The following is a 23,337-nucleotide window of genomic DNA, read 5'->3' as shown; positions in this document are numbered from 1 at the left end:
GAGACTGGCTGCACCGGAATGCAAAGGCGGCGAAAACCCGATGTGGGACGCTGAGCGCGGCGAGCTCCACTACATCGACAACGCTGGCTGGAAGGTCCACTCCTACAATCCCGAGACCGGCACCACGCGTACGCTCGACATGCCGACCGTGATCACAACCCTGGTCCTGAGGCGCGGCGGCGGCGCGGTGGTGACATTGCGCAGCGGCATCCACTTTCTCGATCTCGACAGCGGCGTGCTCGAACTGATTGATCCGCTCCGCGATCCGCCGCCCTACGTCTACAACGACGGCAAGATCGACAGCCAGGGACGCTTTCTGATCGGCGGCAGCACGGCCAATTTCGCAGCGCCTGCACCTGATGGCGGGCTGTTCCGCCTCGATCCCGACGGAAGGGTGACGCAGCTCGATTCCGGAATCCATTTCTCGAACAGCCCGTGCTGGTCGCCCGACGAGAAGACCTTCTACTTCTCGGACAGCTGGGTCGATACGACCTTCGCCTACGACTACGACATCGAAACTGGCGCGGTATCGAACCGGCGCCCTTTCGTGAACACGCGCGCCCTCGGAGGCTTGCCGGACGGCGCCACCGTCGATGCCGACGGGCTCTTTTGGGTGGCGGTGTACCAGGGCGGCCAGATCGGCGTTTATCGCCCCAACGGCTCGCTCGAGCGGGCCATCGATATGCCCGTCAAGCTCGTCTCAAGCGTCGCTTTCGGCGGCCCCGATCTCGATCGCCTGTTCGTAACGACGATCGCGCACGGCACCCAAGGAGAGCCCACCGAGGAAGGGGCCGGCGCGCTTTTCGTCATCGATGGGCTCGGCGTCAAAGGCCGCCCCGAACACCGTTACGCGGGCTGACCCCGCATCATCCGAGAGGAATGCTGATGACCACTGAGGAACGCCTCGCGGCACTTGAAGCCAAAATGCAGGAGATGACCGACCGTCAGGCGATATTCGACTGCATCAAGCGCAATTCGCGCGGCAACGACCGGTTCGATGCCGAACTGACCGCAGGCAGCTACCACAATGACGGCCTGCACGAGGTTGGCCAGAACCGGGTACCGGGCCCGGGCTATGGCACGCATGCCAACGCGGCCCACGGCAAGCTCTTCGACGCCAACCTGCACAATGTGACGATGCACATGTGTGAAATCGACGGCGATGTCGCTCATGCCGAAAGCTACAGTCTGGGCATGTTCCTCGACAAGGGCGGGGAGACCGGGCGCGTGCTGGCTGGCCGTTACATCGACCGCCTCGAGAAGCGCGATGGCGAATGGCGGATCGTGCTCCGGCGCTCGACGGTGGAAATAGCACTTGGGGGCAAGGCAACGCTGCCGACTGGTGCCTTCCTGCCCGGCTCTGGCTATCTCAGAGGAAACCGGGACCGGACCGACCCGTCATACGAGCGCCCGCTCTCGCCCGATAGTGGTGACCGTTGGTGAGGCCTGAACGCTCGCCGGCGACCGCCGACACAGCCGACGTTCCCGACGATAGGATCGGCTTCCAAAACCGGCCGCCTGTTCATGGTATTCCTCCCAGCGGCGATGAACACCGTCCGATTAGACTTCCCCTCCGAACCTGCGGTTCATCAGCGCTAACCGAAATTTGATTTAATTTGCCGGAAGTGGCGGCGATCAAGTTTTCGCCCTCTGCGGTGCGCCCACCATGCTCGCCGCCGCGCGAGCGGGCGAATAAAAACCTGGTTGACGTAGCGCGACAAGCCCGCTCCGTTCACGTTGGAGCTGAAGCGGGAGGGGGGCGTGACAAGACTGGATTTTGTGAGGGCAGCCATAATCGCTGAACCCCGATTTCCCGCAAAAGCTTTGCTCACATTCCTAGTCGTTATCGTGCCCACTGGTCTGCGCTTCGCTCTGGGGGCGAGCGCAAACCCGGTTCCATTCGTCACCTATTATCCGGCCGTCATGCTCTGCGCGGTCTTTCTCGGATGGAGATGGGCTACCTTTGCTACGGTCATCTCCGCTGTCGTCGTTAGCCGGGTTTTCCTGGCGCGGCCATGGATGGAAGATCCCGGTCCACCTGACCTCGCCATTTTCGTGTTCTTCTGTGTGTCCTGCGCGATACTCATCGCCACTGGCGACACTTTGAGGCGCGCGGTGCGGAAAGCGGAGCAAACAGCCGAAGAACGCGAGCTCCTCAACCGAGAGATGTATCACCGGATTCAAAATACTTTGGCCGTGGTAATTGCTCTGGTCAGAACGTCGAAGGGCAATAACATCGAAGATCTGAAGCGCGACTTGCTCGGCCGCATTTTTGCCCTGTCGAAGGCCAACCGGGTACTCCAGAACCAAGCTCGGGAAGGCGCGGAGGTGCGAGAATTGATATCCCAGGCTGCCACTGCTTTCATGCGGGACGGGGGTTTCGCCGTCGATGGTCCCTCACGAAAGTTGCCGGCAGAAATGGCCCATCATTTGCTTCTCATCCTTCACGAGCTTTGCACAAATGCATTGAAGCATGGCGCTTTGTCCGCGCCGGAAGGAAGAGTCTGCGTAAAATGGACGCCCGAGCCCGAACCCTTCCGCCTGGAGTGGCGGGAGGAAGGGGGCCCTACGGTCGCGTCGTCCCAACGAAAGGGCTTAGGGGCCCAGCTCTTTGCAGGCCAACCCGCCTATGATGTGGCGATCGACTATCCGCCAAGCGGCGTTATCTGCACAATCACGCCGTCGAACAAGCTCGGCCGCGCATAACCAGAGTGCCGCGGCCGAGATTGGGAAATGCCAACCCAAATGCTTGGAACTTAAAGCGGTTTGAACACTTTTGAACTGAACCACTCGCGCGCTCGTGGCATTACGCGGAGTGGTAGCAGCGGTCGAACCTGCGAAACGCCGTAAGGGGCCCAAATGACCGACCAGGTGTTGCTGCTTCTCGTCGAAGACGAGCCCCTTCTCCGCCTTGCTTCGGGCGATACGCTTGAGGAGGGAGGGTTCGCCGTCGCCTTTGCTTGTGACGGTGCTCAGGCGATTGGCGCGCTCGGCAATCAGGACCCGCCGCTCGCCGGTCTCATCACGGACATACGGCTTGGCTCTGGTCCAGATGGTTGGGAGGTGGCGCGGCGGGCACGGGAGATAAATCCTCTGTTGCCCGTCGTGTATATCACGGGCGACAGCGCGGCGGACTGGCCGGCCCGCGGGGTACCCAACAGCCTAATTCTCCAAAAGCCCTTTGCCGACGCCCAGCTCGTTGCTGCGATAACCTCTTTGCTAAACAAACCCGCCGCCAACATTGCCGACAACTGATTGGCGGATTGGCTAGACGAGTGATAGGGAGCCGTAGGCGCTGCAAGCAAATTGGCGATCGTCCGGATGGTCAACCCGATTGCGCTATGGTCGGCCTGTCAGACCTAGCCGGGTGAGCCCAGCCTGAAATCTAGCTGAGAGCGAGACCAAGGGGCACGGCCTCACAGTCTCGCTCCATTGGACGCCCTCGCTCAGCGAAACCGCTCGAACAACAGCTTGTCCATTCTCCCGGGCAGCAACTTCGATCGGGCCATCGTTGATGACGTTAAATCCGTTCATACCCGCTGAGACGCGCGAAAGCGGTTCGGTCTCGTTGGCGGGCCCCATCGAATGGCCGGGCCCGTAGAAATACACTGAACCAAATCTGCCGCGGTCATAAACATATGCCATGACGGTCGCGCTGCACTGCGTATCGGTTTTGACCCAGATTCCAGGCGCTATCGGCAAATGGGCCTGTTGAGCCTGAGCGGGTGAGACCGCTGCGACTAGCGACGCCAGAGCGATTGAAAGACCTGCGAGCTTACGCATAGAAATCCCCAATAGTCAAAGCTGGGCTACTCATTTTCTCGATGCATGCAATTCAATTTTTCGCTGCGACTGTCCGCAGCAGCGCAAGTCGGAACAAGGATGACCAATGCCGGCAGCGGGCTCGCCTTGGGCGCACAGGCGATGGTCGCCGACAACTGTCGTTCGAACCGCCGGCTGGCTTCCCTGAAAGATCCCATGGCGAGGGTGGATAGCGGCTGACACTCTGGCAGAGTTCGGTTGCTGACCCCTAACTCCGTGGAGGCAACCATGCTTGCAGCTGATCGACCCCATGTGCCCGCCGCTATCCGTATAGATCTTGGCGCGATCTTCGTTTCGATGGAACTGTCTAAATCAACGTGGCTGATCACGTCTTTGTCGCCAGGCGCCGGCGAGCGGATGTCGAAGCATGTGGTCCGGGCTGGCGATGTTGCCGGGTTGATGGAGCGCTTCGCCCAGCTTCGTGCGAAGGCGCGGTCGCGAACCGGACAGGAGTTCGGCTTCATTGTCATCCAGGAGGCCGGTCTCGATGGTTTCTGGATCCACCGGGTCCTGGAGAGCGAAGGTATCGAGAGCCATGTCGTTGACCCGGCGTCGATCGCGACATCCCGCCGACGCCGACGCGCGAAGACGGACAAGATCGATGGCGAAGCGTTGGTCCGTGCCTTGCTCGCCTACAAGCGAGGCGAACCACGCGTCTGCGCGATGGTCAGGCCACCCAGCGTCGAGGAGGAAGATCGGCGTCGCATCTGCCGCGAGCGCCAGGTGCTGATCATCGAGCGCACCCAGCATATCAACCGGATCAAAGGTTTGCTCTTCACCCAAGGCATCACCGGATATGAGCCGCTCCGTCGGGATCGCAGAGGTCGCCTCTCAGACCTCAGAACAGGCGATGGACGCATTCTCGCGGCTCATGTCAGGTCGCAGATTGATCGATAACTCGATCGTCTCGAGCTGATCATCGAACAGATCAAAGCCGTCGAGGACGAACGCGCTTTGCTCATCGCTGCACAGGCGGACAATACGCCCGCGGCGATGCTCCTCAACCTTAAAGGTATCGGACCCGAGTTCGCGACAATCCTTTATTCTGAGGGGCTGTTTCGCCATTTTGATAATCGGCGTCAGCTGGCAGCCTATGCTGGACTGGCACCCACGCCCTGGCAAAGCGGTTCGATCAGACACGAGCAGGGCGTCTCCAAGGCTGGCAACGCCAGGCTTCGAACGACCATGGTGGAGCTGTCATGGCTCTGGGTCCGCTATCAGCCGGACTCCGCACTGGCGCGCTGGTTCCAGGAGCGCGTGCAACACAACGGTGGTCGACACAAAAAGCCGGCAATCGTCGCGCTTGCTCGCAAGCTCCTGATCGCCCTGTGGAAGTATGCGACCGCTGGCGTGGTCATCGAAGGAGCCATTATGAAGGCCGCTTGACCCGGCACCTTCCACCCATCCCCGGAGCCCGATCAGCTTCGTGGATCCAGGAGGCGAACCGAAACGGCTGTTGGCTTCAAATGCCGCCTGAAAGACTGGTCTCGCCCTCCTGAGCCCGTGCCCGCCGCAAGCGGGATAATGGTGCAGCCGTTCCGGACGGCGACCGCATGTGAGCTGGATATGGGTCGATCCGTCGATCCGCGTCATGCAACGGGCAAAGCCTGGATCCGATCGCCAAGGAGACGACCAATGCGGTCACCAAGTTAAACCTTGACCGACTTCCTCGTCATGTGAGCGGCTGTTCGTTCAGAGAGTCAGTTTAGGCTGTCCCCGCCGGCCTTGCGGACATAAGAAAAAGCTTACAGCCTCCGCCAATGGGCGCGCCGCAATTTCGTCAAACGACGACGGGCATCTTTAGCGGGGTGAAACGAGATGACGTTGACGCAAGCGCGAACAATGCGAGTATTTTTGGTGTTTATGTTCGTAGCGCCAGTAATTACATGGGCGATATTTGGCCCGAGGCCAGTATAGACGGCTGTTACGTCCATGGATCGTCTCGGATTATGATAACCGATAGAATTGTAAGAGTCGCTGGCGATAGTAATTCGGATGGCCTGAAGGTAGTTCATAAACAGTATAAATCGAAAGGATATCTCATAAAACTCAATGGTAAAATTGCCCTGTCCGATCGGGGGGTGCCAACGCTCAACAGCGATAGCGAGCCAAACGTTTATTTCATAGCAATGCGGCCATTCGAGAAGCAGTATTTATATTTAGAACAAAACGGGGTTCCAATGCATTTTGACTATCAGGCGCATTGCGATTGAGGTGACCGCCGCCATACCGGCTCGGATCGTGCTGATGGCCGCCCGGCCGGTCTCGGGAGGAAAACCTGCCGTTGCCACCGACATACCGGTCATTCGAGAGGACGAGCGAACCCCTTGAAACCAGCCGTCCGTTCAGGTTGAGCCGCAGCACAGAAGTCTTCGCCCCAAGGCGATTTCCCTGGCGAGGGCCTTAACGATTTCCAAGCCGACCGTGCCTGCGAGGGACTCGCCCCTTTCGGCGTTGGACAACTGCGCATGACAGGCTAGTCTGGCCCCTTGCACAAGGGTCGGGGCGCATCATGTTAACATCTGGGCGCGAAGGTATATCGAGGGCACTTTCGCGCTGTCTTCGGGTTCATTCACGCCGGCCGCTCCATGGCGCTCAAAATGACAATCAAGCATGTGAGGACAGCTATTGGCAATCTGTGCTGAACAAGCTTGCGCACGGTGGCGGGGATCATTGACTGACCGGAGAGCCGATCAGACACTCTGATGAGGCAAACCCTCCGCGCGATATGGTATTTTTAAGTCCCAATCTTGTCGGGCTGGTAGCTAGTATCATGCACGTAACTTAAAGGTCGCTCGATTTTCGGGCAACTGACCCGAAAAGGATTGGCAGCCGATCAGCGGGCGAGACGAGACGATCGGCATCAATGATCTGTCGCCTGGAGACCATCCGCTGATTGGCGAAAATTTCGGGGAGGTATCTTGTGACCAGATGTTCGGGCCCATTGAACATGACTGTGCCTGTCGCCGTTTCCACGTTGAGATCCAAAAACAGTAGATGATCCGCCTTTGTCTCAATGCACCGAAAAGCGGGACCACGCCTAGTTCCAGTCACCTTCACCTGGACAGAGCGTCCGTTGGGTGCATGGCCGTCGACTCCCTCGTTCGAGCGCGCAGCCACGAGCTTCACGCCAAACAGCTCAACCGCAATCGCCTCGCCGATATCGCCGATGAGATTGCCATCGAGCGTGAATGCCAAGTCTACGTCCGACCCTTCTCGTGTGAGAATCCGACGATAGTGATCGCGGACCGCATTACGCGCTAGAACCAGTTGAGCGATTGCCGGCGGAAGCGCAAAAGTTTGCATGCTCGCGACCTTGCCGATAATTGCTATAGGAATGCTTACCCGTTCCCCAAGGACGGCCGAGCGCTTTCGAGCCGCGCCTGGAAGCCGTCCTCGCCGCTAACGTCGACTTTTCTGCCGTTCGAAGCCGTTCTTGCGCCTCCTGGCTCATGCCGTCCGCTCACCCAACGCTCGGTCACGAACGGTAGTCCTACTCTTTGCCGGGAGCATCCTACCGCGTTCGACTGTTTCGAACGCCGAGGACGAGGCTGGGGCCAGCGCGTATTTGTGTTTTGGCGCCGCGTCTAGATTGCCTCCATCAGTCTGGGCACATGCCTGCTACGCTCACGCGCCAGGAAGCCGAGGGGGCCTACCCCAATGGTGCTGCGTCGCCCAGCCTCGCCAATAAACCCAACCGCCCAATGCACGGCGTCGAGCGGGGTGCGCCGAGCACGACCGGACCGAATGCAATACCGGCAGTGACATCCCCCGCGCCGCCGGTCGGGGAGCGCCCCGAACCTAGCGAACACAGCCGAACGCGGGCCTTCTAGGTGCCGCTCGCTTCCGCGGCGACGTGATCGGCATGCTTTTCCAGCCAATCCCGCGCCCAGGTCATCGCGGCCAATTCGCCGTCAAGTTCGTCGCTATGTGCCACTATTGATCCGTCAGCGTCTGCCCGCAGTAACCGGTATACCATCGTAGCCGTTCTCCTCTTTGGGGTCGAAATGCCCATCAAATTTTGAGGCGATATCGGGTTCCCAGCCAGGCTCTGCAAGCTCGCAACCGGTCAGCCGCGGCCCCAAAAAATTTTGGCAGAACCATCTTGAAAGCCGCGCGCCCAAAATTAGCTCTCTGAGTACCGGACGCCAAACCGGGTCCGGTTGGACATCGAGAGCGTCGGCTCTTCGTTACCGGCGCATCTCAGGGTCAAATTGCTCATTGGAGGATTTGGAAATGAGAACAGCCTTTGACTTTACCCCCTATCGCCGTTCCACGGTCGGATTCGACCGCTTGTTCAACCTGCTCGAAGCGGGCGCCCGGGAGGAAGATGGCTATCCGCCTTTCGACATCCAGAAAATCGACGGCGATAATTTCCGCATTACCGTCGCCGTTGCTGGTTTCCGGCCGGAAGACATTGAGATAGTCGCCCATCAGAACCTGCTGACCGTTACGGGCAAGCGTGCCGACGACGCCGACAAGGGTGAATATATTCACCGAGGTATCGCGGCCCGCGCATTCGAACGGCGTTTTCAGCTCGCCGATTTCATCGAAGTTGGAGCCGCGACTTTCGAGCACGGACTTCTGTCTATCGAGATGAAGCGCGTTGTGCCCGAGGCCATGAAACCGCGCCGGATCGAGATCGGCGGCAGCGCCAGCACCAAACGATTGGGCGAGACGAAGGAGAAAGACACCGAGCCTGCCTAAACTCCGCCCACCGGCCTGCCGGAGCCGCGACTTGCCCGTACCCCAGCGAGCGGCGTCCGGCAGTCTCAGCCAATCCAGCCAGAAGAGGAGATGAAAATCATGGCCTTTCGTGATCTCATTCCCTGGAGCCGGCAGGAAAACCGGCTGCCCGTTCCGGTGAGCGCCGAACGCGCGAGCGAACTTGAGGATCACCCGCTGCTATCGCTTCACCGCGACGTGAACCGGCTGTTCGATGACGTCCTGCGCAGTTTCGGCATGCCGGCTTTCGACGGTTTCGAGCGCCACCTGTCCTGGCCGCATGTCAAACTCGGCGAGACCGACAAGGAGATCCGCATCACCGCCGAACTTCCCGGCCTCGATGAAAAAGACGTCGAACTCACCGTCGAGGAAGGCGTGCTGACATTGCGCGGCGAAAAGCGCGCTGAGGTGGAGGACAGGTACCGCGGGTGCTCCGAGCGGAGCTACGGTCGCTTCGAGCGGCGGATAGGTCTGCCGCGCGGCGTCGACCGTGACCAGGTAACCGCGACCTTTCGGAACGGCGTGCTCACTGTAACGCTGCCGCGCACGGAGGCGGCGAACGAAAATGTTCGCCGGATTCCTGTCAATGGAAAGGCGGCATGATCGTTCGGCCCGGGACTTTTGTCCCGGGCCTTCCGCCAACGATAACGAGTTTGCGCTAAGCTCCGGGTTTCCGCCCGACACGCGCGCGATCGTCGAACCTGTGCCGCTCGCTACGGTTCAAGGTCGCCGCGCGCGGCGAGGCCAGTGGCGCGTACGCTTTCGGCCCAGATGGGGGCCATCGGCAGATACCCTGACGGGCTGGATCGGTGGCGGCGACCCGCTCGATACGATTGAGCTCCGGTTTGCCGACCGACCATCGGCCGAGGGCTACTGCCAGCGGCAGGGCTTGGCGTACACCTGCGCTGCAGAGACGCCAGGCCGAAAGGTGCCCGCGCCGCTCAAGCTCCCTGATGCACCGCCCGCTCTGTGTTGCTGGCCAACGGGACCGCATCAGCTGTGTTGCGGAAAGTTCCGGCTCGCGAGCTAGCCCAGATCAGGTCAATCGGGGCTCAAAGCCTCAAACTTATGGAGGATGATTGATGAAACTGCTTCTTCGTACGGCCATATTCGCCGGCATCGCTGCCCTTGCGGTCGCGGGGACGGCGCTGGCAGGCAATCTTCACAAGACGATGACGGTCAACTTGCCCGACGGCCTCGTCGCGCGCGTTGAATATCAAGGCGACGTCGCGCCGAAGGTGACCGTCGAGCGGCGCATTCCAGACCTCGCGGCCCTCATGGCGCATCCTGCCTGGGCGCCGTTTACCAACCTGGAGCGTATTTCGGCCGACATGGATCGCCAGTTTGAGGCGATGTTCCGTCAGGTTCGCACGCTTGAGGCGTTCCCGGCCGATGAAGCGGCCTTGACCAACTGGGTATCCGTGCGGCCTCTCCCTGCCGGCACGGCGCGCTACAGCTATGTCGCGACCTCGAACGGCAAGGGCTTTTGCGCGCGCAGCGTCGAAATCACATCCGATGAGCCTAATGGGAAGCCCAAGGTGATCTCCTCGACGTCCGGCGATTGCGGGGTTTCCGCTGACCCCACAGCCGCAGAGAAGCCCGCGGCGCCTGCCCATAGCACGTAAGGAAGGGTCTTCCAGCCGGAGCGGCTCAATGCCGCTCCGGCTAGCTGCGCGGCGCTTTTTGGCGTTCCTTCTCAGGCGTGGCTTCGTCGAGAGCTGTTAGCACGCGATCGATCACGCCGGCGTTGCTCGCTGCCTTTGGCAGTTCCCGAACCGCGAACTTCTGTAGCTTGACGATATCTCCCTTTGGAACGCCGATCTCGATCGACGTCTTGCTAAGATCCTCGGGCTTTACGCCCTGCGCGACGCGGCCCGAGGCTAGAAAGTGATCCAGGAACCGCTTGCGATCGTCGAAGCTCCAGCCGAGCGCTTCGAGTTCGCGCGGGCTGATCGACAGGAGCGCGATCGCAAATTCCATGATGTCGTCAAAGGCCAGCCGCAAACGCAAGTCGGCCTTGCGCGAACGCGATCGCCTGGGCGGGACGCCGTTCACTGGATCGCGATCACGCCATCGACCGCCCGCCACTCTGTCGGACAGATCAGCCGATCGTGGGCAATCCGGACCGAGTGGAGCGCGGCCTCGATCTCGCGCCGCCAGTGGTCGAGAAACTCGAACAATACCGGAAAATCGGGCGCGAGATCGTATTCCTGCCAGACAAACAGCTGGAGGAGTGAGGGAGCATCGGACCTGTAGAAATGGATTTCAGCCGTTGTCAGCCCGTAGCCCTTCAACTGCACGATGAAGCCTCGCTCCGTCATTGCAGCGACCGCGTCTGATCCGGCCCCTCGTCCAGGTCGTGCATCGCGGCAAGGATGTCGTCGATCGAGACCGCACGCCTGGCACCGGGCGGCTTTCTCAGGGCTGGCTGGTTGCGCACCGCGCATCGATCCGATGCCCAGGATGCGAGAATCGCGCGCTTCACTTCCGGCTCCAGGCGCGGATGGCGCGAAACTTCAAAGGGATGAAGAAAACGGGAAAATGGCTGCGACATGGCCGTGCCTCCTTTCTTTGTGTCGCTCCTCTTTGGCGCGTGGGCAGCGCCGCGCGCCGTTCAGATTTTGGTGCGACGTTGCGCCGCGTCAAGAGGGATTTTGCCTCCTAAGCTGCTGATAAGGAGGGTATTGGCACTCGCAATCCTAGAGTGCCAATTTTTTTCGGTTCCCCTCTTGAATGAAAAAATGGGGCTTCCTAGTTGCGCGGAACCTGGCGTTCGGATGAACGACAGGCCTGTTCAATCCACGATTTGCATCTGGAGGTTATGCATGCATTTCCGCCCCTTGCACGACCGTGTGGTCGTCCGCCGCATCGAGGCCGAGGAGAAGACCTCGGGCGGCATCATCATTCCCGACACCGCCAAGGAAAAGCCACAGGAAGGCGAAGTCGTCGCCGTCGGCCCTGGCGCGCGAGACGATGCCGGTCGGCTTGTCGAGCTTTTGGTCAAGACCGGTGACCGCGTCCTGTTCGCCAAATGGTCGGGGACCGAGGTCAAGATCGCCGGCGAGGATCTGCTCATCATGAAGGAGAGCGACATCCTCGGAGTGGTCGAGACCCAGGCCCAGCTCAAGCAGGCGGCTTAAGGCTCCCCGCTTGTCCTCAAACATTGGAAGGAAATCTGGAAAGGAGGTTGAGTATTATGGCTGCCAAGGAAGTGAAGTTTGCGTCTGACGCGCGTGATCGCATGCTGCGCGGCGTGGATACGCTTGCAAACGCAGTGAAGGTGACCCTGGGCCCCAAGGGCCGCAACGTGGTCATTGAGAAGTCGTTCGGCGCGCCGCGCATCACCAAGGACGGCGTCACTGTCGCCAAGGAAATCGAGCTCAAGGACAAGTTCGAGAATATGGGCGCTCAGATGCTGCGCGAAGTGGCATCGAAGCAGAACGACAAGGCCGGCGATGGTACGACGACGGCAACGGTGCTTGCCCAGGCTATCGTGCGTGAAGGCTCGAAGGCGGTGTCTGCGGGCATGAACCCGATGGACCTGAAGCGGGGCATCGACATCGCCGTAAGCGCCGTGGTCAAGGACCTCAAGGCCCATGCCCGGAAGGTCAGCGCCAACAGCGAGATCGCGCAGGTCGCGACTATCTCGGCCAATGGCGACGAGGAAGTCGGCCGCATTCTCGCCGAGGCAATGGAGAAGGTCGGCAACGAGGGCGTCATCACGGTCGAGGAGGCGAAGAGCCTCGCCACCGAACTCGAGACCGTCGAGGGCATGCAGTTCGACCGCGGCTATCTTTCACCCTACTTCGTGACCAACGCCGAGAAGCTCAAGGTCGAACTCGAGGATCCCTATATTCTCATCCACGAGAAGAAGCTTTCGAACCTCCAGGCGCTCATTCCGCTGCTCGAGCAGGTGGTGCAGTCGGGCCGGCCGCTTCTGATCATCGCCGAGGATGTCGAGGGCGAGGCCCTGGCAACGCTGGTGGTCAACCGCCTGCGCGGCGGTCTCAAGGTCGCCGCGGTCAAGGCGCCAGGCTTTGGCGATCGCCGCAAGGCGATGCTGGAGGACATCGCTGTCCTTACGGCCGGCAATGTCGTCAGCGAGGAGCTGGGTACCAAGCTCGAAAGCGTCACGCTCGGCATGCTCGGCCGAGCGAAGAAGGTCATCATCGACAAGGACAACACGACCGTCGTCGATGGCGCGGGCGCTCGCTCCGACATTGATGCTCGCGTTTCCCAGATCCGCGCCCAGATCGAGACCACGACGAGCGACTACGACCGCGAGAAGCTGCAGGAGCGCGTGGCCAAGCTCGCGGGCGGGGTCGCGGTCATCCGCGTTGGCGGCGCGACCGAGGTCGAGGTCAAGGAGAAGAAGGACCGTGTCGACGACGCGCTCCATGCCACCCGGGCCGCGGTCGAGGAAGGCGTCCTGCCGGGCGGCGGCATTCCGCTGCTTCGCGCGCTCAAGGCCCTCGATGGTCTGAAGGCGGCGAACGACGACCAGCAGTCCGGCATCGACATCGTGCGGCGCGCCCTTCGCGCACCCGCGCGCCAGATTGCCGACAATGCCGGCGAGGACGGCGCGTTCATCGTCGGCAAGCTGCTTGAGAGCGAGGACTACACCTGGGGCTTCAATGCCGCGACCGGCGAATACCAGGACCTCGTCCAGGCCGGCGTGATCGATCCGGCCAAGGTCGTGCGCACGGCGCTGCAGGACGCCGCATCGGTGGCCTCGCTCCTGATCACCACCGAGGCGCTCGTCGCCGAAGCACCCAAGGATGACAAGGGCGCGAAAGGTGCAGTGCCGGAACTGGAGTACTGATCTACCAAGTGGCCGGCGTTGCCGACCGTTGATGACCGTCTCGCAACCCCGCCTTGGCGGCACGCCAGCCGCGCCGCCAAGGCCTACCATCGGATCGAACATGAGGAACTCGACGATGAACGACCATTATCTTCGCTATCTAGAGCGCGAACACGCTCGCCTCGATGCTGAGATTCGCGAAGAGGAACTGCGTCCCTTTCCGCGCCAATTTCTCATCGGCCGGCTCAAGAAGCTCAAATTGGCCGTGAAGGATCAAATGGCAGCCTGGTCAGCGACCGAAGCGGATCGCAAGGCCGCCTGAGCCCGTTGCCCTGGAGTGGGCACCGTCGCTTCCTGGAACCTATTTCGAGCAAGCTGGAAGCTTGGCCGGAAATGCCGACGGTGCTCACCCGGGTAGGATGCGGCTTCGATCCAGTAAGCCCGCGAGAATGATCACATCGCCCGTGAAGCTTCCGCCACGCAGAAAAGGTCGTCGCTGATCGGGGTTGAACCAATGCGGACCGCATTTACAAATCGCACTGGTGAAGGCAATTTTCCAGGCGTCACTTAGAATACCCGGTCCGGGTATGGAATTTGGAAATCCAAAGGCGAACAAGAACGGTAAGCGGTGAAGCAGTGCCGAGAGAAACCCCCAAACTCGCGCCCCTTCCTGTGCTCGACACTGACCAAGGTCTCAATCGCTATCTTGCTGAGATCAAAAACTTCCCGATCCTTTCACCCGAGCAAGAATATATGCTCGCCAAGCGATTCCGTGAGCACGGCGATACTGACGCCGCAGCCCAACTGGTCACAAGCCACCTGCGCTTGGTTGCTAAGATCGCCATGCGGTATCGGGGCTACGGCTTGCCGGTCGCCGACCTCATCGCCGAGGGCAACATCGGCCTGATGCATGGCGTCAAGAAGTTCGACCCGGACAAGGGCTTCCGCCTTGCTACTTACGCGATCTGGTGGATCAAGGCCTCCATGCAAGAGTTTATCCTGCGCAGCTGGAGCCTTGTGAAGCTTGGCACCACCAGAGCACAGAAGAAGCTATTCTTCAATTTGCGGCGTATGAAAAAAAATCTCGCCGCTTACGAAGATAATGACCTGAAGCCAGGTGATGTCGCGAAGATCGCCAAAGATCTGGGGGTCGCGGAGACCGAGGTCGTAGCGATGAACCGGCGGATGCTGTTGGGCGGCGACGCCTCGCTCAACGTGCCGCTTGGCGAGGAGGGCAACGCTCAGTGGCAGGACGTGCTCCCCGACAACGCGCCCCTGCAAGATGATCTTCTCGCGCAGAATGAGGAAGATCGTCTTCGTCGCCAGCTTCTGAGCGAGGCACTCAATGCGCTCAACGAGCGGGAGCGCCACATTCTCCTTGAACGTCGCTTGGTCGACGAACCCAAGACGCTTGAGGAGTTGAGCGAAGTTTACCACGTCAGTCGCGAGCGCATTCGCCAGATCGAGGTCCGTGCGTTCGAAAAGCTCGAAAAGGCGATTCGTCGCCTGGCCGAGGATCGCCGGGTCACCAGCTAGCGCTCGCGGATCGAAGCGCAAAGTTATCCGACTTGACGTTGTGGCAGCCGGTGCGATGAGACGCGCGCTCAAGGCAATGGCAAATCAGCTTCTGAGGATGAATATGACGACAGCGAATGCCAGTACTGATCCGAAACCATTTCCCGCTCAGCCGACCCCCGATGAGGCTCTCGCGCGTCTCAAGGCCGGGAACGCAGCCTTTGTGGCTGACCGTCCGATGCAGGCTGACGTTTCACGCGATCGCCGCCTGGCCCTCGCCCGTGGCCAACAGCCCTTCGCGACCCTGGTCGGCTGTTCGGACTCTCGCGTCGGCCCCGAGCAGTTGTTTGGAGCCGGGCTTGGCGAGCTGTTCATCGTGCGCACCGCCGGCAACAACGTCGACACCGCCGGCATGGGATCGATCGAGTATTCGGTCATGGCTCTCCAAGTTCCCCTAATCGTTGTGCTGGGTCATGAGCAGTGCGGTGCAGTCGCCGCCGCGAGTGAGATCGTTACGCAGGACAAACGCTTCCCCGGCAGCATCGGTAGAATGATCGAGCCAATCGTTCCAGCCGTCCTTGCCGCCGAACGCGCGGGTGGGAAATCGGATCTCGTTGACCGGGCCGTGGAGGAGAACGTGCGGCGCATGGTCGAGCGGCTGCAGACGTTTTCCGAACCGATGCTGATGGAGCCTCAGCGCACTGGCGCGCTCAAAGTGGTTGGTGCAGTTTACAGCTTGGCCACGGGGGAGGTTCGCTGGCTCGATTAGCCACGGCTTCATACGCCGCCTGTCCCGCCGAAATATGCGGCAGACCATCCGACTGGCCCTGCCCGAAGTCTGCGCCATATGCCGCGTCTCAGACGCGAAACAGATCGATCTCGATCCACGCAAGAAAGCCAATGCGGATGAACTCGGAGCGCCATTGAAGCATCGCAAACCGCCGACCAAGATGGTGTATCGCGGCGGCTGCGATTTAGCGCAGATGCGGTTGCAGCCCCTTCACGTAAGATGCCCCGGTCGGGGTCGAGCCTGACCTCGTGCATCGAGGGTAGGAGTGACGGCGATGGCGCAGTTTGCAGGTCTGGACGTTTCGGTGAAAGAGACGTCGGTGTGCGTGGTGGACGATGCCGGCACGGTTCTTTGCGAGCTGAAGGTAGAGACCGAGCCTGACGACATCGCCACCCTGCTAGGATCAATCGGCGGCGATTATGCTCGAGTAGGGATCGAGGCCGGCCCTCTGTCGCAATGGCTGGTGGGCGCTCTGATCGAGGCGGGCTTACCCGTGGTGTGTGTCGAGACGCGGCACATGAAGGCGCTGCTGAAGGCCCAGCAGATCAACAAGTCGGATCCCAATGATGCTCGCGGCATCGCGCAGATGATGCGCGTAGGGCTGTTCAAGCCGGTGCACGTCAAGACGCTGGCGGCTCAGGAGCAAAGGATGCTGCTGACAAGCCGCAAGCTCATCCAGCGCAAGTTGATGGACATCGAATGCGACCTGCGGGGCACGCTGCGTAACTTCGGCTTGAAGGTCGGCCCGGTCAGCCCGACTGCCTACGATGCGCGCATCCGGGATCTCGTCGAAAAATTCCCTGCGCTTGCCGCGATCGTCGAGCCGTTGCTGAGCGTTCGGCGCGTAATGCGCGAGCAGCTCGCCGTCCTCCACAAGATGGTGCTCGACACGGTTCGCCATGACCCGGTTTGCAGGCGTCTCATGACCGTACCCGGCGTCGGCCCCCTCGTGGCGCTTACCTACCGGGCATCGGTCGATCAGCCCCATCGCTTCGTTCATTCGAGAGAGGTTGGCGCGCATGTTGGACTGACGCCGCGCCGGCACCAGTCGGGCGAGATCGACTACAACGGCGGCGTATCGAAATGCGGCGACACCATGCTGCGGGCGGTGCTTTACGAAGCCGCGCAGTCGATGCTCTGCCACAGCCAAAAATGGTCCTGGCTCAAGGCATGGGCTGTGCGGGTCGCCCAGCGCCGGGGCATGCGCCGCGCCACTGTGGCACTCGCCAGGAGGATTGCCGTTATCCTTCATCGCATGTGGGTTGATGGAACCGACTTCCGCTGGAGCAACGACACCGCGGTCGCACCGGCAGCCTGACTCACCGCAATACGAACGAAAGGTTCTGCCTCGGCAGGAAGATGTCCTCACGGGGACGACGGGTGGCCTGAGCTCGTAATGGCTGCGGATCCTGCCGCTTCGGCGGCAAGGACGCGACAAAGATAGAGCCAGGCCGTCCTTCTTACCCCATCATGAGGCGGCTTAGTGCCGACCTCGAAGAGAAGCGCGAGCCTCGTGAGACAGCATCATCCAGCCAGGGGCCCATCATTGGGATGATGCTTATGGTCTCAAAAGTTCGCCCTTGACCTCGGCCGCGATAGAGAAGCAGCCATTTGTGCTGCCTGGACGGCAACCCGAAAGCGACCGTCGGTTCATTAAACCGTTCGCAGGAGCAAACGATCGCTACCTCGGCCAGTCTGGAGTCGTTCGAAGGACGAAATGTCAGTTTGCAAACCCATCGACCGGATGGCTGACACGATCAGTGCCGCGCTGCTATTGAACGGAGCATGATCCGTTATGACAGTAAGTTTCAGCGACTGGCGTTGGGCCTCGCTTGCCTCGCTGGCTTTGTGGATGCGATCGGATTCATCAAGTCAGGTGGGCTGTTCGTTTCCTCTATGAGCGGCAACTCAACACGGCTGGCGATAGGGCTGGTGGAAGTTTCGCGGGCAAGTCTCTCGGCGGCGACATTGATCAGCCTGTTTGTTCTCGGCGTTTTCTTGAGTTCGCTCATGGCAGCTCGCGTCACGATCGCACATCGCAAGGTGACCGTCATGGCGGGTGTCGCCGCGTCCCTCCTCGGCGCCGCGATTTGCCAAAGCGCGGGCTGGGACATTCCAACCATCGGGATGCTCTGTTTGGCGATGGGGGCGGCAAACTCAATCTTTCGCCGCGATGGCGAGGTCAGCATCGGCGTGACCTATATGACCGGAACGCTGGTGAAGCTTGGTCATAGACTGGCCGATGCGGCTCTAGGAGGAAGTCGGACCGCTTGGGCGCCTTATCTGTTGCTCTGGTTGGCATTGGTATGCGGAGGCATTCTGGGAGCTGCCAGCTATTCAACGTTTCCGGACGCCACTGTGTGGATCGCATTCGGGTTCGCCTCTGCACTCGTTCTTTTCACCCGAATGCTGACACGAGATGCCGCGGTGTAATTTAGGTGAAGATGCCAAGAAAGCCGCTGCAGATTCGAACGCAGGCGAGGCAGGCCACGCCGACATTGCGGGCATTCGGAGTTCGATCCGACTAGCCCAAAACCTGCCGTGCGTTCAGGAGCGTCCCTGTCTGAATTGACAAAGGAAAAAAGAGCCCGTTTCCTCCGCTGGAAAATGCAAAGGGAGGATCGGTTGGCGCGCGCCGTGAAACCGCCGGCGATTTGGATGATCTTGATCGCCGCGTTCCTTGACATGATGGCAATGGGCATCGTCATGCCGGTTCTGCCCGGACTGATCGAGGACCTGACCGGATCGCTTGCCGCTGCGGGCATCTGGACTGGGCTGATTGGCAGCTTGTGGGCGCTGATGCAGTTCGTCTGCGCGCCGATTATCGGCAGCCTGTCGGACCGCTTCGGCCGCCGTCCGATTATCCTGATCTCGACTGCCGGACTCGCGCTCGACTGGGTACTGATGGCACTGGCTCCGAACCTGTGGTGGCTTGTCGTCGGCCGGATCATAGGCGGCATCACGTCGGCGAGCGCAACTGCACTGTTCGCATACATGGCCGATGTCACCGCGCCTGAAAGCCGCGCCCGCAGCTTCGGCCTGATCGGGGCCGCAATCTCGGCTGGCTTCGTGCTTGGCCCCGCGCTCGGCGGCGTGCTGGGTGACATCTCCCCACGTTTGCCATTCTGGGTCGCTGCCGCGTTCTCCGGTGCAGCATTCCTCTATGGGCTCGCGGTGCTAAGTGAGTCCCTGCCGCCTGAACGCCGCAAACCCTTTGCTTGGCGTACAGCTAATCCGGTCGCAGCAGTGCAGATGCTCCTGGGACGTAGACAGCTTGCCGCGCTGTCGGGCAGCGTGTTTCTGCTGACGTTCTCCCACCGGCTGTTCATGACCGTGTTCGTGCTTTTCGCGGGCCACGAGCACGGGCTTTCGACATTGCAAATCGGCTCACTATTGGCCTTCTCGAGCGTGCTGGACCTGATTGTCCAAGGCGTCGTAGTGGGTCCCACCACGGCGCGCTTCGGCGACCGCCGCACGACGATCGTTGGTCTGGCCGGCGGCATGCTGAGTTTCCTGGCGATGGGCCTCGCTCCCAGCGCCACCTTGTTCGTTGCTGCAATGGTTCCGGCCTCGTTGATGGGCCTTGCCGAGCCGACTCTCAAATCGATGTTGTCGCGTCGCGTACCCGAGGACGAACAAGGCCAACTTCAGGGCTCGATGCAGAGCCTTGCAAGCGTGGCGGGGGTCACTGGACCGACATTCTTCGGATGGCTCTATGCCGTTTCGAGCGAGGCTCTGCCTGGCATGAGCTTTGTGGTCGCAGCAGGAATTCTGGCGGCGGCGGCAATTTTTGCATCGCTTGCAAGCGACAGCGCTGTGGCGCCACGGCGTCAGAGACCATGGCGACTTCGATGCCGACGTGCAGTTCCTGGCAAATCGCGGCTATGTGGTGCTTCAGCCCGAATACCGTGGTTCCGGCTCTTACGGAAAGCTCTTCGCCGACCGGGGCGAGGGCCAATGGGGTCGCGAGATGCAGGACGATCTCGACGATGGAATGGATTGGCTGGTCAAGCAGGGTAAGGTAAACGGGAATCGGACATGAATGCGTTAGTCCGTCTCGGAAGGGCATAACGCAACCTTAACTTTCCAAGGGCAATGTCCGCATTGTCCCGGTTAAGCCCCGTGACGCATCATGAGGCGCTCGAATTTGGTCGTTCGAGCGCCTCTTGCGTGACCGCGGTCGGCGACCAATCGTCGTTCACGAAATGCCGCTCAAGGATTTCCTCGAATGGCCTCACCGCATGGGTTCGACCAGCGTATCAGCGATGCTCCGGCCGTCTTCGTCTTCTTCGTCGAACCTTGCAGACGGACGTAGCCGGATCTGAACGGAAGGCGGCTTACGCCGACCCGCGCACCCGAAGCGGACTTTCCGGAACGTCGAAGGGTTTCGGGCGCCGGCAGGCGTACTAAACCCGGACGAGTACGACCCGCGGTGGGTCTGGGCGTGAGCTATGGGGATTTCAATTTCGGCCGGGTCTGTGGTGTCAGCCAAGAGCTGCCTGGGAGCGATACAGATCGCATCGGCCACCCCCATTGCCGGGTGCGGTAGCCTGGGGCCGGTCGCTGTCTGCGTGCTTCATCGCCGAGTTTTTGGGCGATGATGGCTCTGGGTACGAACGCTACCGCTTCCGGCGGCATGATGACCGGAGGAACGGGTGTTTCCAGGCCATGCCGGATCATGGCGCAATCTCCCGGACGAGCTTGAGAGGCCGGGGCGGTGCGCGTGGCTGCTGCCAACGCACGAAGGTCTCGATCACTACCATATGGCCACCGCAGCATGGGCATGGCGGGCGATAGTCAGGCGGCTCCTCGTCGTCGGGCGGTGGCGGGGCCGGCGCTACGTGGAGCAAGGCGCGGGCTCGGGCGATCGCATCCTTGCGCGCCGAACCTGCGAGCAGGCCATAGTGCCGGATACGATGGAAGCCGCGCGGCAGGACGTGGAGCAGGAAGCGGCGGATGAACTCGTCTGCGGCAAGGGTCATGACACGTTGTCGGTCGAGGCCATCGCGGCGATAGTCTTTGTACCGCATGGTGACGCCGCGCTCGTCGAAGGCGATGAGGCGCCGGTTTGAGATCGCGACGCGGTGAGTGTAGCGCGACAGGTAGGCGAGCACGGCCTGGGGGCCTGCGAACGGGGCCTTGGCGTAGACGACCCAGCGCTTTTTCCTGACTGGCGCGATGAGGCGCAGGAACGCCTGGCGGCCAGCGAGCTCGCTGTTCTCGCTGCCGAAGAACAGGCGGCCAGCATCGTGAAGCGCAATCAGCCGGGTGACGAAGAGGCGGCGGAACAATGCGCCCAACACGCGCACCGGCAGCAGGAAGGCGGGGCGTGAGGATATCCAGCGCATCCCGTCGAGCGCGATGCCTCCGCCCGGGACGATCATGTGTACATGGGGATGGTGGGTCATCGCCGACCCCCATGTGTGAAGCACCGCCGTGATGCCGATGCGCGCCCCCAGATGCTTCGGATCCGCCGCAATCGTCAGCATCGTCTCCGACGCCGCCTTGAACAACAGATCGTAGACGACGGCCTTGTTCTGCCAGGCGATGGCTGCGATCTCGGCGGGCAGCGTGAAGACCACGTGGAAGTAACCCACCGGCAGCAGATCGGCCTCGCGTTCTGCCAGCCAGGTGCGTGCCGCCGCGCCCTGGCATTTTGGGCAATGCCGGTTGCGGCATGAGTTGTAGGCGATCCGCCAGTGGCCACAGTCCTCGCAGGCCTCCACGTGCCCGCCAAGCGCAGCGGTGCGGCAGTTTTCGACCGCGGTCATGACCTTGAGCTGATACAGGCTCAGGTGCCCCGCATGGGCTACACGATAGGCTGGCCCGGCAGCACAGAAGATATCTGCGACCTCGAGCGAAGATCGCACCGGCTCAACTGTCCGGCGCCCCCTGTGCACCGGGAAGCATCGCCAGCTTGTCCAGGGGGCTCACCACCGCCTTGACCGTCTTAATGGCGACCCTCGTGTAAAGTGCGGTCGTTTCCAGTTTGGAATGCCCGAGCAATGCCTGGATGATCCGAACATCGACACCGTCTTCGAGGAGATGGGTGGCGAAGCTGTGGCGAAGGGTATGGGGGCCGACCCGCTTGGCGATGCCCGCCGCCATCGCTGCCTCGACGACGATGCGGTGTAATTGTCTGGTGCTGACCGGCTTGAGATAGTGCTGCCCCGGGAACAGCCAGCCATCGGGGTGCATCACCCCCTGACGCTTGCCCACTCTCCACCATTCGCGCAGCAGCAACAGCAGATCATGGGCCAGCATGGCATTGCGATCTCGCCCGCCCTTGCCGCACTCGACCTTGAGCAGCATGCGCTCGCTGTCGATATCCCGGACCCTCAGGCGCGTGACCTCCGCAGCGCGCAGACCCGCACCGTAGGCGACTGACAGCATCGCCTGGTGCTTCAGGCTGGTCGTGGCCTGAAGCAGGCGTGCGACCTCCTCGCGGCTCAGTACCGTGGGCAGGCCGCGAGGGTGCTTAACGTGATGAAGCTTGCGGGCCAGATCCGGTCGGTCGAGTGTGCGGATATAGAAGAACCGCAAGGCCGAGACGACGGTGTTCATGGTCGTCACGCTCATGCCCGCCTCGCGCTGGGCAATCTGGAAGCGGCGTAAATCTTCGCCCGTTGCGGTGTCCGGAGGTCGGCCCAGAAAGGCCGCAAACCGGGCAACGTCCCTTACGTAGTTGCGCTGCGTCGCTCGGGCAAAGCGACGCAGATCCATATCTTCGAGCATTCGCTCGCGAAGGGTCTTCGTGGAAACTTCCGTGATGGCGTTGGTCATGGGTCGACTCCTCGGTTGAAGGAGTCGCAAAGGTCTGCCTCTGGCAGCCGCCGCTCAATCGAAGGGCCGTGGCAGCAGCTGCTCTACACCTCGCCGATTAGCGCCATTCCCGCGACAGCGGGTTCGTACAAGTCGAACTGATCTGTCGTTCAAACGCTCCAGCGCGGTCAGCTGAACGAAGGTCCGGTTCCTGGCTTTTCAATCCCGAGTCCGTACAGTCGCCAAGGTCGAACATCCCGGACGTTCAGGCTTGCCGTTGATGCGCCCGCTCCCACCGAACTGGTCCTTTGGCGGGCAGGGGTGCGGCTGAACGTCCATCTACGGGTAGCATCGCTCCGTTGACGTTATTTTGAACTCAGGCTGGAGCCCAGCATCGCAGATCGGGCGTTTTTGCCGCAAGTATTTGCGTCAAATCGATTTTTGAGCGCCCCGATTCTGACGGCACTTTGGGAACGGTCATGAAAACCGTTACCTTTCAAACCCAAATCCTTAATAAAACTGTTATAAATCAGAATCTTAGCTTGAAATTTATGCCATTCTTGGCGATTTCAGCGCACAAATCGTGGCACATTTTCGATTTTGTGAAAAATGGAATCTAATAATATCAGTGCCTTGCGGGATATTGCATCATCCCCGGTGAATTACCTTGAGGCGCGCTATAAGGCACTGATAAAATTGCATTTTCTGGCTGGGGCGGGAGGATTCGAACCTCCGAATGCCGGTACCAAAAACCGGTGCCTTACCACTTGGCGACGCCCCAACGGAACGCGCCCGTTAGCGGGTGATTGCCGGTGTGTGAAGGGTGCTTGCGATGGGAGGCAGAATAGGACACTCTGCGAGAACGCCGTTTCCGCAACACCGAAAAAGGTTTGGGAAACGGACGACTGAGGTTCTTGGGGAG

23 protein-coding genes, 1 tRNA gene and 2 pseudogenes are annotated in these 23,337 nt (G+C 60.9%); 19 read left to right on the top strand and 7 right to left on the bottom strand.

Annotated features, from left to right (window positions below):
* Positions 1 to 40 precede the first annotated feature (40 nt).
* The 6 genes and pseudogenes from KRR38_RS12090 to KRR38_RS12065 all read left to right on the top strand — a co-directional run bounded on the left by KRR38_RS12090 (position 41) and on the right by KRR38_RS12065 (position 6,035).
* Positions 41 to 859 (top strand): SMP-30/gluconolactonase/LRE family protein, encoded by an 819-nt coding sequence (locus tag KRR38_RS12090; protein WP_217401767.1) that lies wholly within the window; start codon positions 41 to 43, stop codon positions 857 to 859.
* A 26-nt stretch (positions 860 to 885) separates the two neighbouring features.
* Entirely contained in the window at positions 886 to 1,443 is a 558-nt protein-coding gene (locus KRR38_RS12085; protein ID WP_217401765.1) for a nuclear transport factor 2 family protein, read from the top strand.
* Positions 1,444 to 1,761: 318 nt separating this feature from the next.
* Positions 1,762 to 2,706 (top strand): sensor histidine kinase, encoded by a 945-nt coding sequence (locus tag KRR38_RS12080; RefSeq protein WP_217401763.1) that lies wholly within the window; start codon positions 1,762 to 1,764, stop codon positions 2,704 to 2,706.
* Between the two features lie 153 nt (positions 2,707 to 2,859).
* Positions 2,860 to 3,255, top strand: a complete 396-nt coding sequence (locus KRR38_RS12075) for a response regulator (protein WP_217401761.1) — start codon at positions 2,860 to 2,862, stop codon at positions 3,253 to 3,255.
* 795 nt (positions 3,256 to 4,050) lie between these two features.
* A pseudogene (locus KRR38_RS12070) lies at positions 4,051 to 5,208 on the top strand (IS110 family transposase).
* Positions 5,209 to 5,582: 374 nt separating this feature from the next.
* Positions 5,583 to 6,035: a hypothetical protein gene (locus tag KRR38_RS12065; protein WP_217401759.1), complete on the top strand. Its 453-nt coding sequence runs from the start codon at positions 5,583 to 5,585 to the stop codon at positions 6,033 to 6,035.
* Positions 6,036 to 6,606: 571 nt separating this feature from the next.
* On the opposite strand, the gene KRR38_RS12060 is transcribed toward KRR38_RS12065, so the two are convergent.
* Positions 6,607 to 7,020, bottom strand: a complete 414-nt coding sequence (locus KRR38_RS12060; protein ID WP_217401757.1) for a DUF6998 domain-containing protein — start codon at positions 7,018 to 7,020, stop codon at positions 6,607 to 6,609.
* Positions 7,021 to 8,058: 1,038 nt separating this feature from the next.
* Here KRR38_RS12060 and KRR38_RS12055 point away from each other — a divergent pair.
* The 4 genes from KRR38_RS12055 (at position 8,059) to KRR38_RS12040 (ending at position 10,172) form a co-directional block, all read left to right on the top strand.
* Positions 8,059 to 8,529 carry an Hsp20 family protein gene (locus tag KRR38_RS12055; protein WP_217407242.1) on the top strand — a complete coding sequence of 157 codons (471 nt, stop codon included), beginning with the start codon at positions 8,059 to 8,061 and terminating at the stop codon, positions 8,527 to 8,529.
* Between the two features lie 99 nt (positions 8,530 to 8,628).
* Complete coding sequence (locus KRR38_RS12050) at positions 8,629 to 9,150, top strand: Hsp20/alpha crystallin family protein (protein ID WP_217401756.1); 522 nt, start codon at positions 8,629 to 8,631, stop codon at positions 9,148 to 9,150.
* A complete protein-coding gene (locus KRR38_RS12045) occupies positions 9,113 to 9,577 on the top strand; it encodes an NADH dehydrogenase ubiquinone Fe-S protein 4 (RefSeq protein WP_309141033.1) in 465 nt (154 codons plus the stop codon). The genes KRR38_RS12050 and KRR38_RS12045 overlap by 38 nt, the downstream gene beginning before the upstream one ends.
* Before the next feature lie 52 nt (positions 9,578 to 9,629).
* Complete coding sequence (locus KRR38_RS12040) at positions 9,630 to 10,172, top strand: hypothetical protein (RefSeq protein WP_217401754.1); 543 nt, start codon at positions 9,630 to 9,632, stop codon at positions 10,170 to 10,172.
* Between the two features lie 40 nt (positions 10,173 to 10,212).
* Here the strand turns inward: KRR38_RS12040 and KRR38_RS12035 are convergent, their stop codons facing one another.
* The 3 genes from KRR38_RS12035 to KRR38_RS12025 form a co-directional block, all read right to left on the bottom strand.
* Complete coding sequence (locus KRR38_RS12035) at positions 10,213 to 10,527, bottom strand: hypothetical protein (RefSeq protein WP_254514767.1); 315 nt, start codon at positions 10,525 to 10,527, stop codon at positions 10,213 to 10,215.
* Between the two features lie 71 nt (positions 10,528 to 10,598).
* The gene (locus tag KRR38_RS12030) at positions 10,599 to 10,868 is read right to left on the bottom strand and encodes an usg protein (RefSeq protein WP_217401750.1); all 270 of its coding nucleotides are present in this window, start codon (positions 10,866 to 10,868) and stop codon (positions 10,599 to 10,601) included.
* Positions 10,865 to 11,101: a hypothetical protein gene (locus KRR38_RS12025; protein ID WP_217401748.1), complete on the bottom strand. Its 237-nt coding sequence runs from the start codon at positions 11,099 to 11,101 to the stop codon at positions 10,865 to 10,867. The genes KRR38_RS12030 and KRR38_RS12025 overlap by 4 nt, the downstream gene beginning before the upstream one ends.
* Positions 11,102 to 11,372: 271 nt before the next feature.
* Here KRR38_RS12025 and groES point away from each other — a divergent pair, with 271 nt between their 5' ends.
* The 9 genes and pseudogenes from groES (at position 11,373) to KRR38_RS36025 (ending at position 19,695) form a co-directional block, all read left to right on the top strand.
* Positions 11,373 to 11,687: a co-chaperone GroES gene (gene groES / locus KRR38_RS12020; protein ID WP_217401746.1), complete on the top strand. Its 315-nt coding sequence runs from the start codon at positions 11,373 to 11,375 to the stop codon at positions 11,685 to 11,687.
* Positions 11,688 to 11,743: 56 nt separating this feature from the next.
* A complete protein-coding gene (groL, locus tag KRR38_RS12015) occupies positions 11,744 to 13,369 on the top strand; it encodes a chaperonin GroEL (RefSeq protein WP_217401744.1) in 1,626 nt (541 codons plus the stop codon).
* Between the two features lie 115 nt (positions 13,370 to 13,484).
* On the top strand, positions 13,485 to 13,670 hold the full coding sequence (locus tag KRR38_RS12010) for a YdcH family protein (protein ID WP_217401742.1): 186 nt from the start codon (positions 13,485 to 13,487) through the stop codon (positions 13,668 to 13,670).
* 350 nt (positions 13,671 to 14,020) lie between these two features.
* Positions 14,021 to 14,884 (top strand): RNA polymerase sigma factor RpoH, encoded by an 864-nt coding sequence (rpoH, locus tag KRR38_RS12005; RefSeq protein WP_309141032.1) that lies wholly within the window; start codon positions 14,021 to 14,023, stop codon positions 14,882 to 14,884.
* Positions 14,885 to 14,939: 55 nt separating this feature from the next.
* Positions 14,940 to 15,632: a carbonic anhydrase gene (locus KRR38_RS12000; protein WP_305800815.1), complete on the top strand. Its 693-nt coding sequence runs from the start codon at positions 14,940 to 14,942 to the stop codon at positions 15,630 to 15,632.
* A 295-nt stretch (positions 15,633 to 15,927) separates the two neighbouring features.
* Positions 15,928 to 16,971 (top strand): IS110 family transposase, encoded by a 1,044-nt coding sequence (locus KRR38_RS11995; RefSeq protein ID WP_217401738.1) that lies wholly within the window; start codon positions 15,928 to 15,930, stop codon positions 16,969 to 16,971.
* Between the two features lie 467 nt (positions 16,972 to 17,438).
* Positions 17,439 to 18,086 (top strand): YoaK family protein, encoded by a 648-nt coding sequence (locus KRR38_RS11990; RefSeq protein WP_217401736.1) that lies wholly within the window; start codon positions 17,439 to 17,441, stop codon positions 18,084 to 18,086.
* 174 nt (positions 18,087 to 18,260) lie between these two features.
* Positions 18,261 to 19,535: pseudogene (locus KRR38_RS11985) on the top strand (TCR/Tet family MFS transporter); the annotation flags it as partial.
* Positions 19,513 to 19,695: a prolyl oligopeptidase family serine peptidase gene (locus KRR38_RS36025; RefSeq protein ID WP_309141031.1), complete on the top strand. Its 183-nt coding sequence runs from the start codon at positions 19,513 to 19,515 to the stop codon at positions 19,693 to 19,695. The pseudogene KRR38_RS11985 and the gene KRR38_RS36025, both read left to right, overlap by 23 nt.
* A gap of 634 nt (positions 19,696 to 20,329) precedes the next feature.
* Here KRR38_RS36025 and KRR38_RS11980 read toward each other — a convergent pair.
* The 3 genes from KRR38_RS11980 to KRR38_RS11970 form a co-directional block, all read right to left on the bottom strand.
* A complete protein-coding gene (locus KRR38_RS11980) occupies positions 20,330 to 21,523 on the bottom strand; it encodes an IS91 family transposase (RefSeq protein WP_217401357.1) in 1,194 nt (397 codons plus the stop codon).
* Between the two features lie 4 nt (positions 21,524 to 21,527).
* A complete protein-coding gene (locus KRR38_RS11975) occupies positions 21,528 to 22,436 on the bottom strand; it encodes a site-specific integrase (RefSeq protein WP_217401359.1) in 909 nt (302 codons plus the stop codon).
* Between the two features lie 685 nt (positions 22,437 to 23,121).
* Positions 23,122 to 23,196 (bottom strand) — tRNA-Gln (locus tag KRR38_RS11970).
* Positions 23,197 to 23,337 lie beyond the last annotated feature (141 nt).

Source organism: Novosphingobium sp. G106 (genome assembly GCF_019075875.1).
In the GTDB taxonomy this organism is placed as follows: Bacteria; Pseudomonadota; Alphaproteobacteria; order Sphingomonadales; family Sphingomonadaceae; genus Novosphingobium.
Note: the sequence above shows the minus strand (reverse complement) of the source record. Positions and strands in the feature narration are given on the sequence as shown.

Coding starts and splice junctions, on each gene's coding strand:
- KRR38_RS12050 (WP_217401756.1), top strand. CDS start 8,629: ATGGCCTTTCGTGATCTCATTCCCTGGAGCCGGCAGGAAAACCGGCTG.
- KRR38_RS11975 (WP_217401359.1), bottom strand. CDS start 22,436: ATGACCAACGCCATCACGGAAGTTTCCACGAAGACCCTTCGCGAGCGA.
- KRR38_RS12055 (WP_217407242.1), top strand. CDS start 8,059: ATGAGAACAGCCTTTGACTTTACCCCCTATCGCCGTTCCACGGTCGGA.
- KRR38_RS12010 (WP_217401742.1), top strand. CDS start 13,485: ATGAACGACCATTATCTTCGCTATCTAGAGCGCGAACACGCTCGCCTC.
- groL (WP_217401744.1), top strand. CDS start 11,744: ATGGCTGCCAAGGAAGTGAAGTTTGCGTCTGACGCGCGTGATCGCATG.
- KRR38_RS12035 (WP_254514767.1), bottom strand. CDS start 10,527: ATGGAATTTGCGATCGCGCTCCTGTCGATCAGCCCGCGCGAACTCGAA.
- KRR38_RS12000 (WP_305800815.1), top strand. CDS start 14,940: ATGAGACGCGCGCTCAAGGCAATGGCAAATCAGCTTCTGAGGATGAAT.
- KRR38_RS12090 (WP_217401767.1), top strand. CDS start 41: ATGTGGGACGCTGAGCGCGGCGAGCTCCACTACATCGACAACGCTGGC.
- KRR38_RS11995 (WP_217401738.1), top strand. CDS start 15,928: ATGGCGCAGTTTGCAGGTCTGGACGTTTCGGTGAAAGAGACGTCGGTG.
- KRR38_RS12075 (WP_217401761.1), top strand. CDS start 2,860: ATGACCGACCAGGTGTTGCTGCTTCTCGTCGAAGACGAGCCCCTTCTC.
- KRR38_RS12045 (WP_309141033.1), top strand. CDS start 9,113: ATGTTCGCCGGATTCCTGTCAATGGAAAGGCGGCATGATCGTTCGGCC.
- KRR38_RS12040 (WP_217401754.1), top strand. CDS start 9,630: ATGAAACTGCTTCTTCGTACGGCCATATTCGCCGGCATCGCTGCCCTT.
- groES (WP_217401746.1), top strand. CDS start 11,373: ATGCATTTCCGCCCCTTGCACGACCGTGTGGTCGTCCGCCGCATCGAG.
- KRR38_RS12085 (WP_217401765.1), top strand. CDS start 886: ATGACCACTGAGGAACGCCTCGCGGCACTTGAAGCCAAAATGCAGGAG.
- KRR38_RS12025 (WP_217401748.1), bottom strand. CDS start 11,101: ATGTCGCAGCCATTTTCCCGTTTTCTTCATCCCTTTGAAGTTTCGCGC.
- KRR38_RS11990 (WP_217401736.1), top strand. CDS start 17,439: ATGATCCGTTATGACAGTAAGTTTCAGCGACTGGCGTTGGGCCTCGCT.
- KRR38_RS12065 (WP_217401759.1), top strand. CDS start 5,583: ATGGGCGCGCCGCAATTTCGTCAAACGACGACGGGCATCTTTAGCGGG.
- KRR38_RS12030 (WP_217401750.1), bottom strand. CDS start 10,868: ATGACGGAGCGAGGCTTCATCGTGCAGTTGAAGGGCTACGGGCTGACA.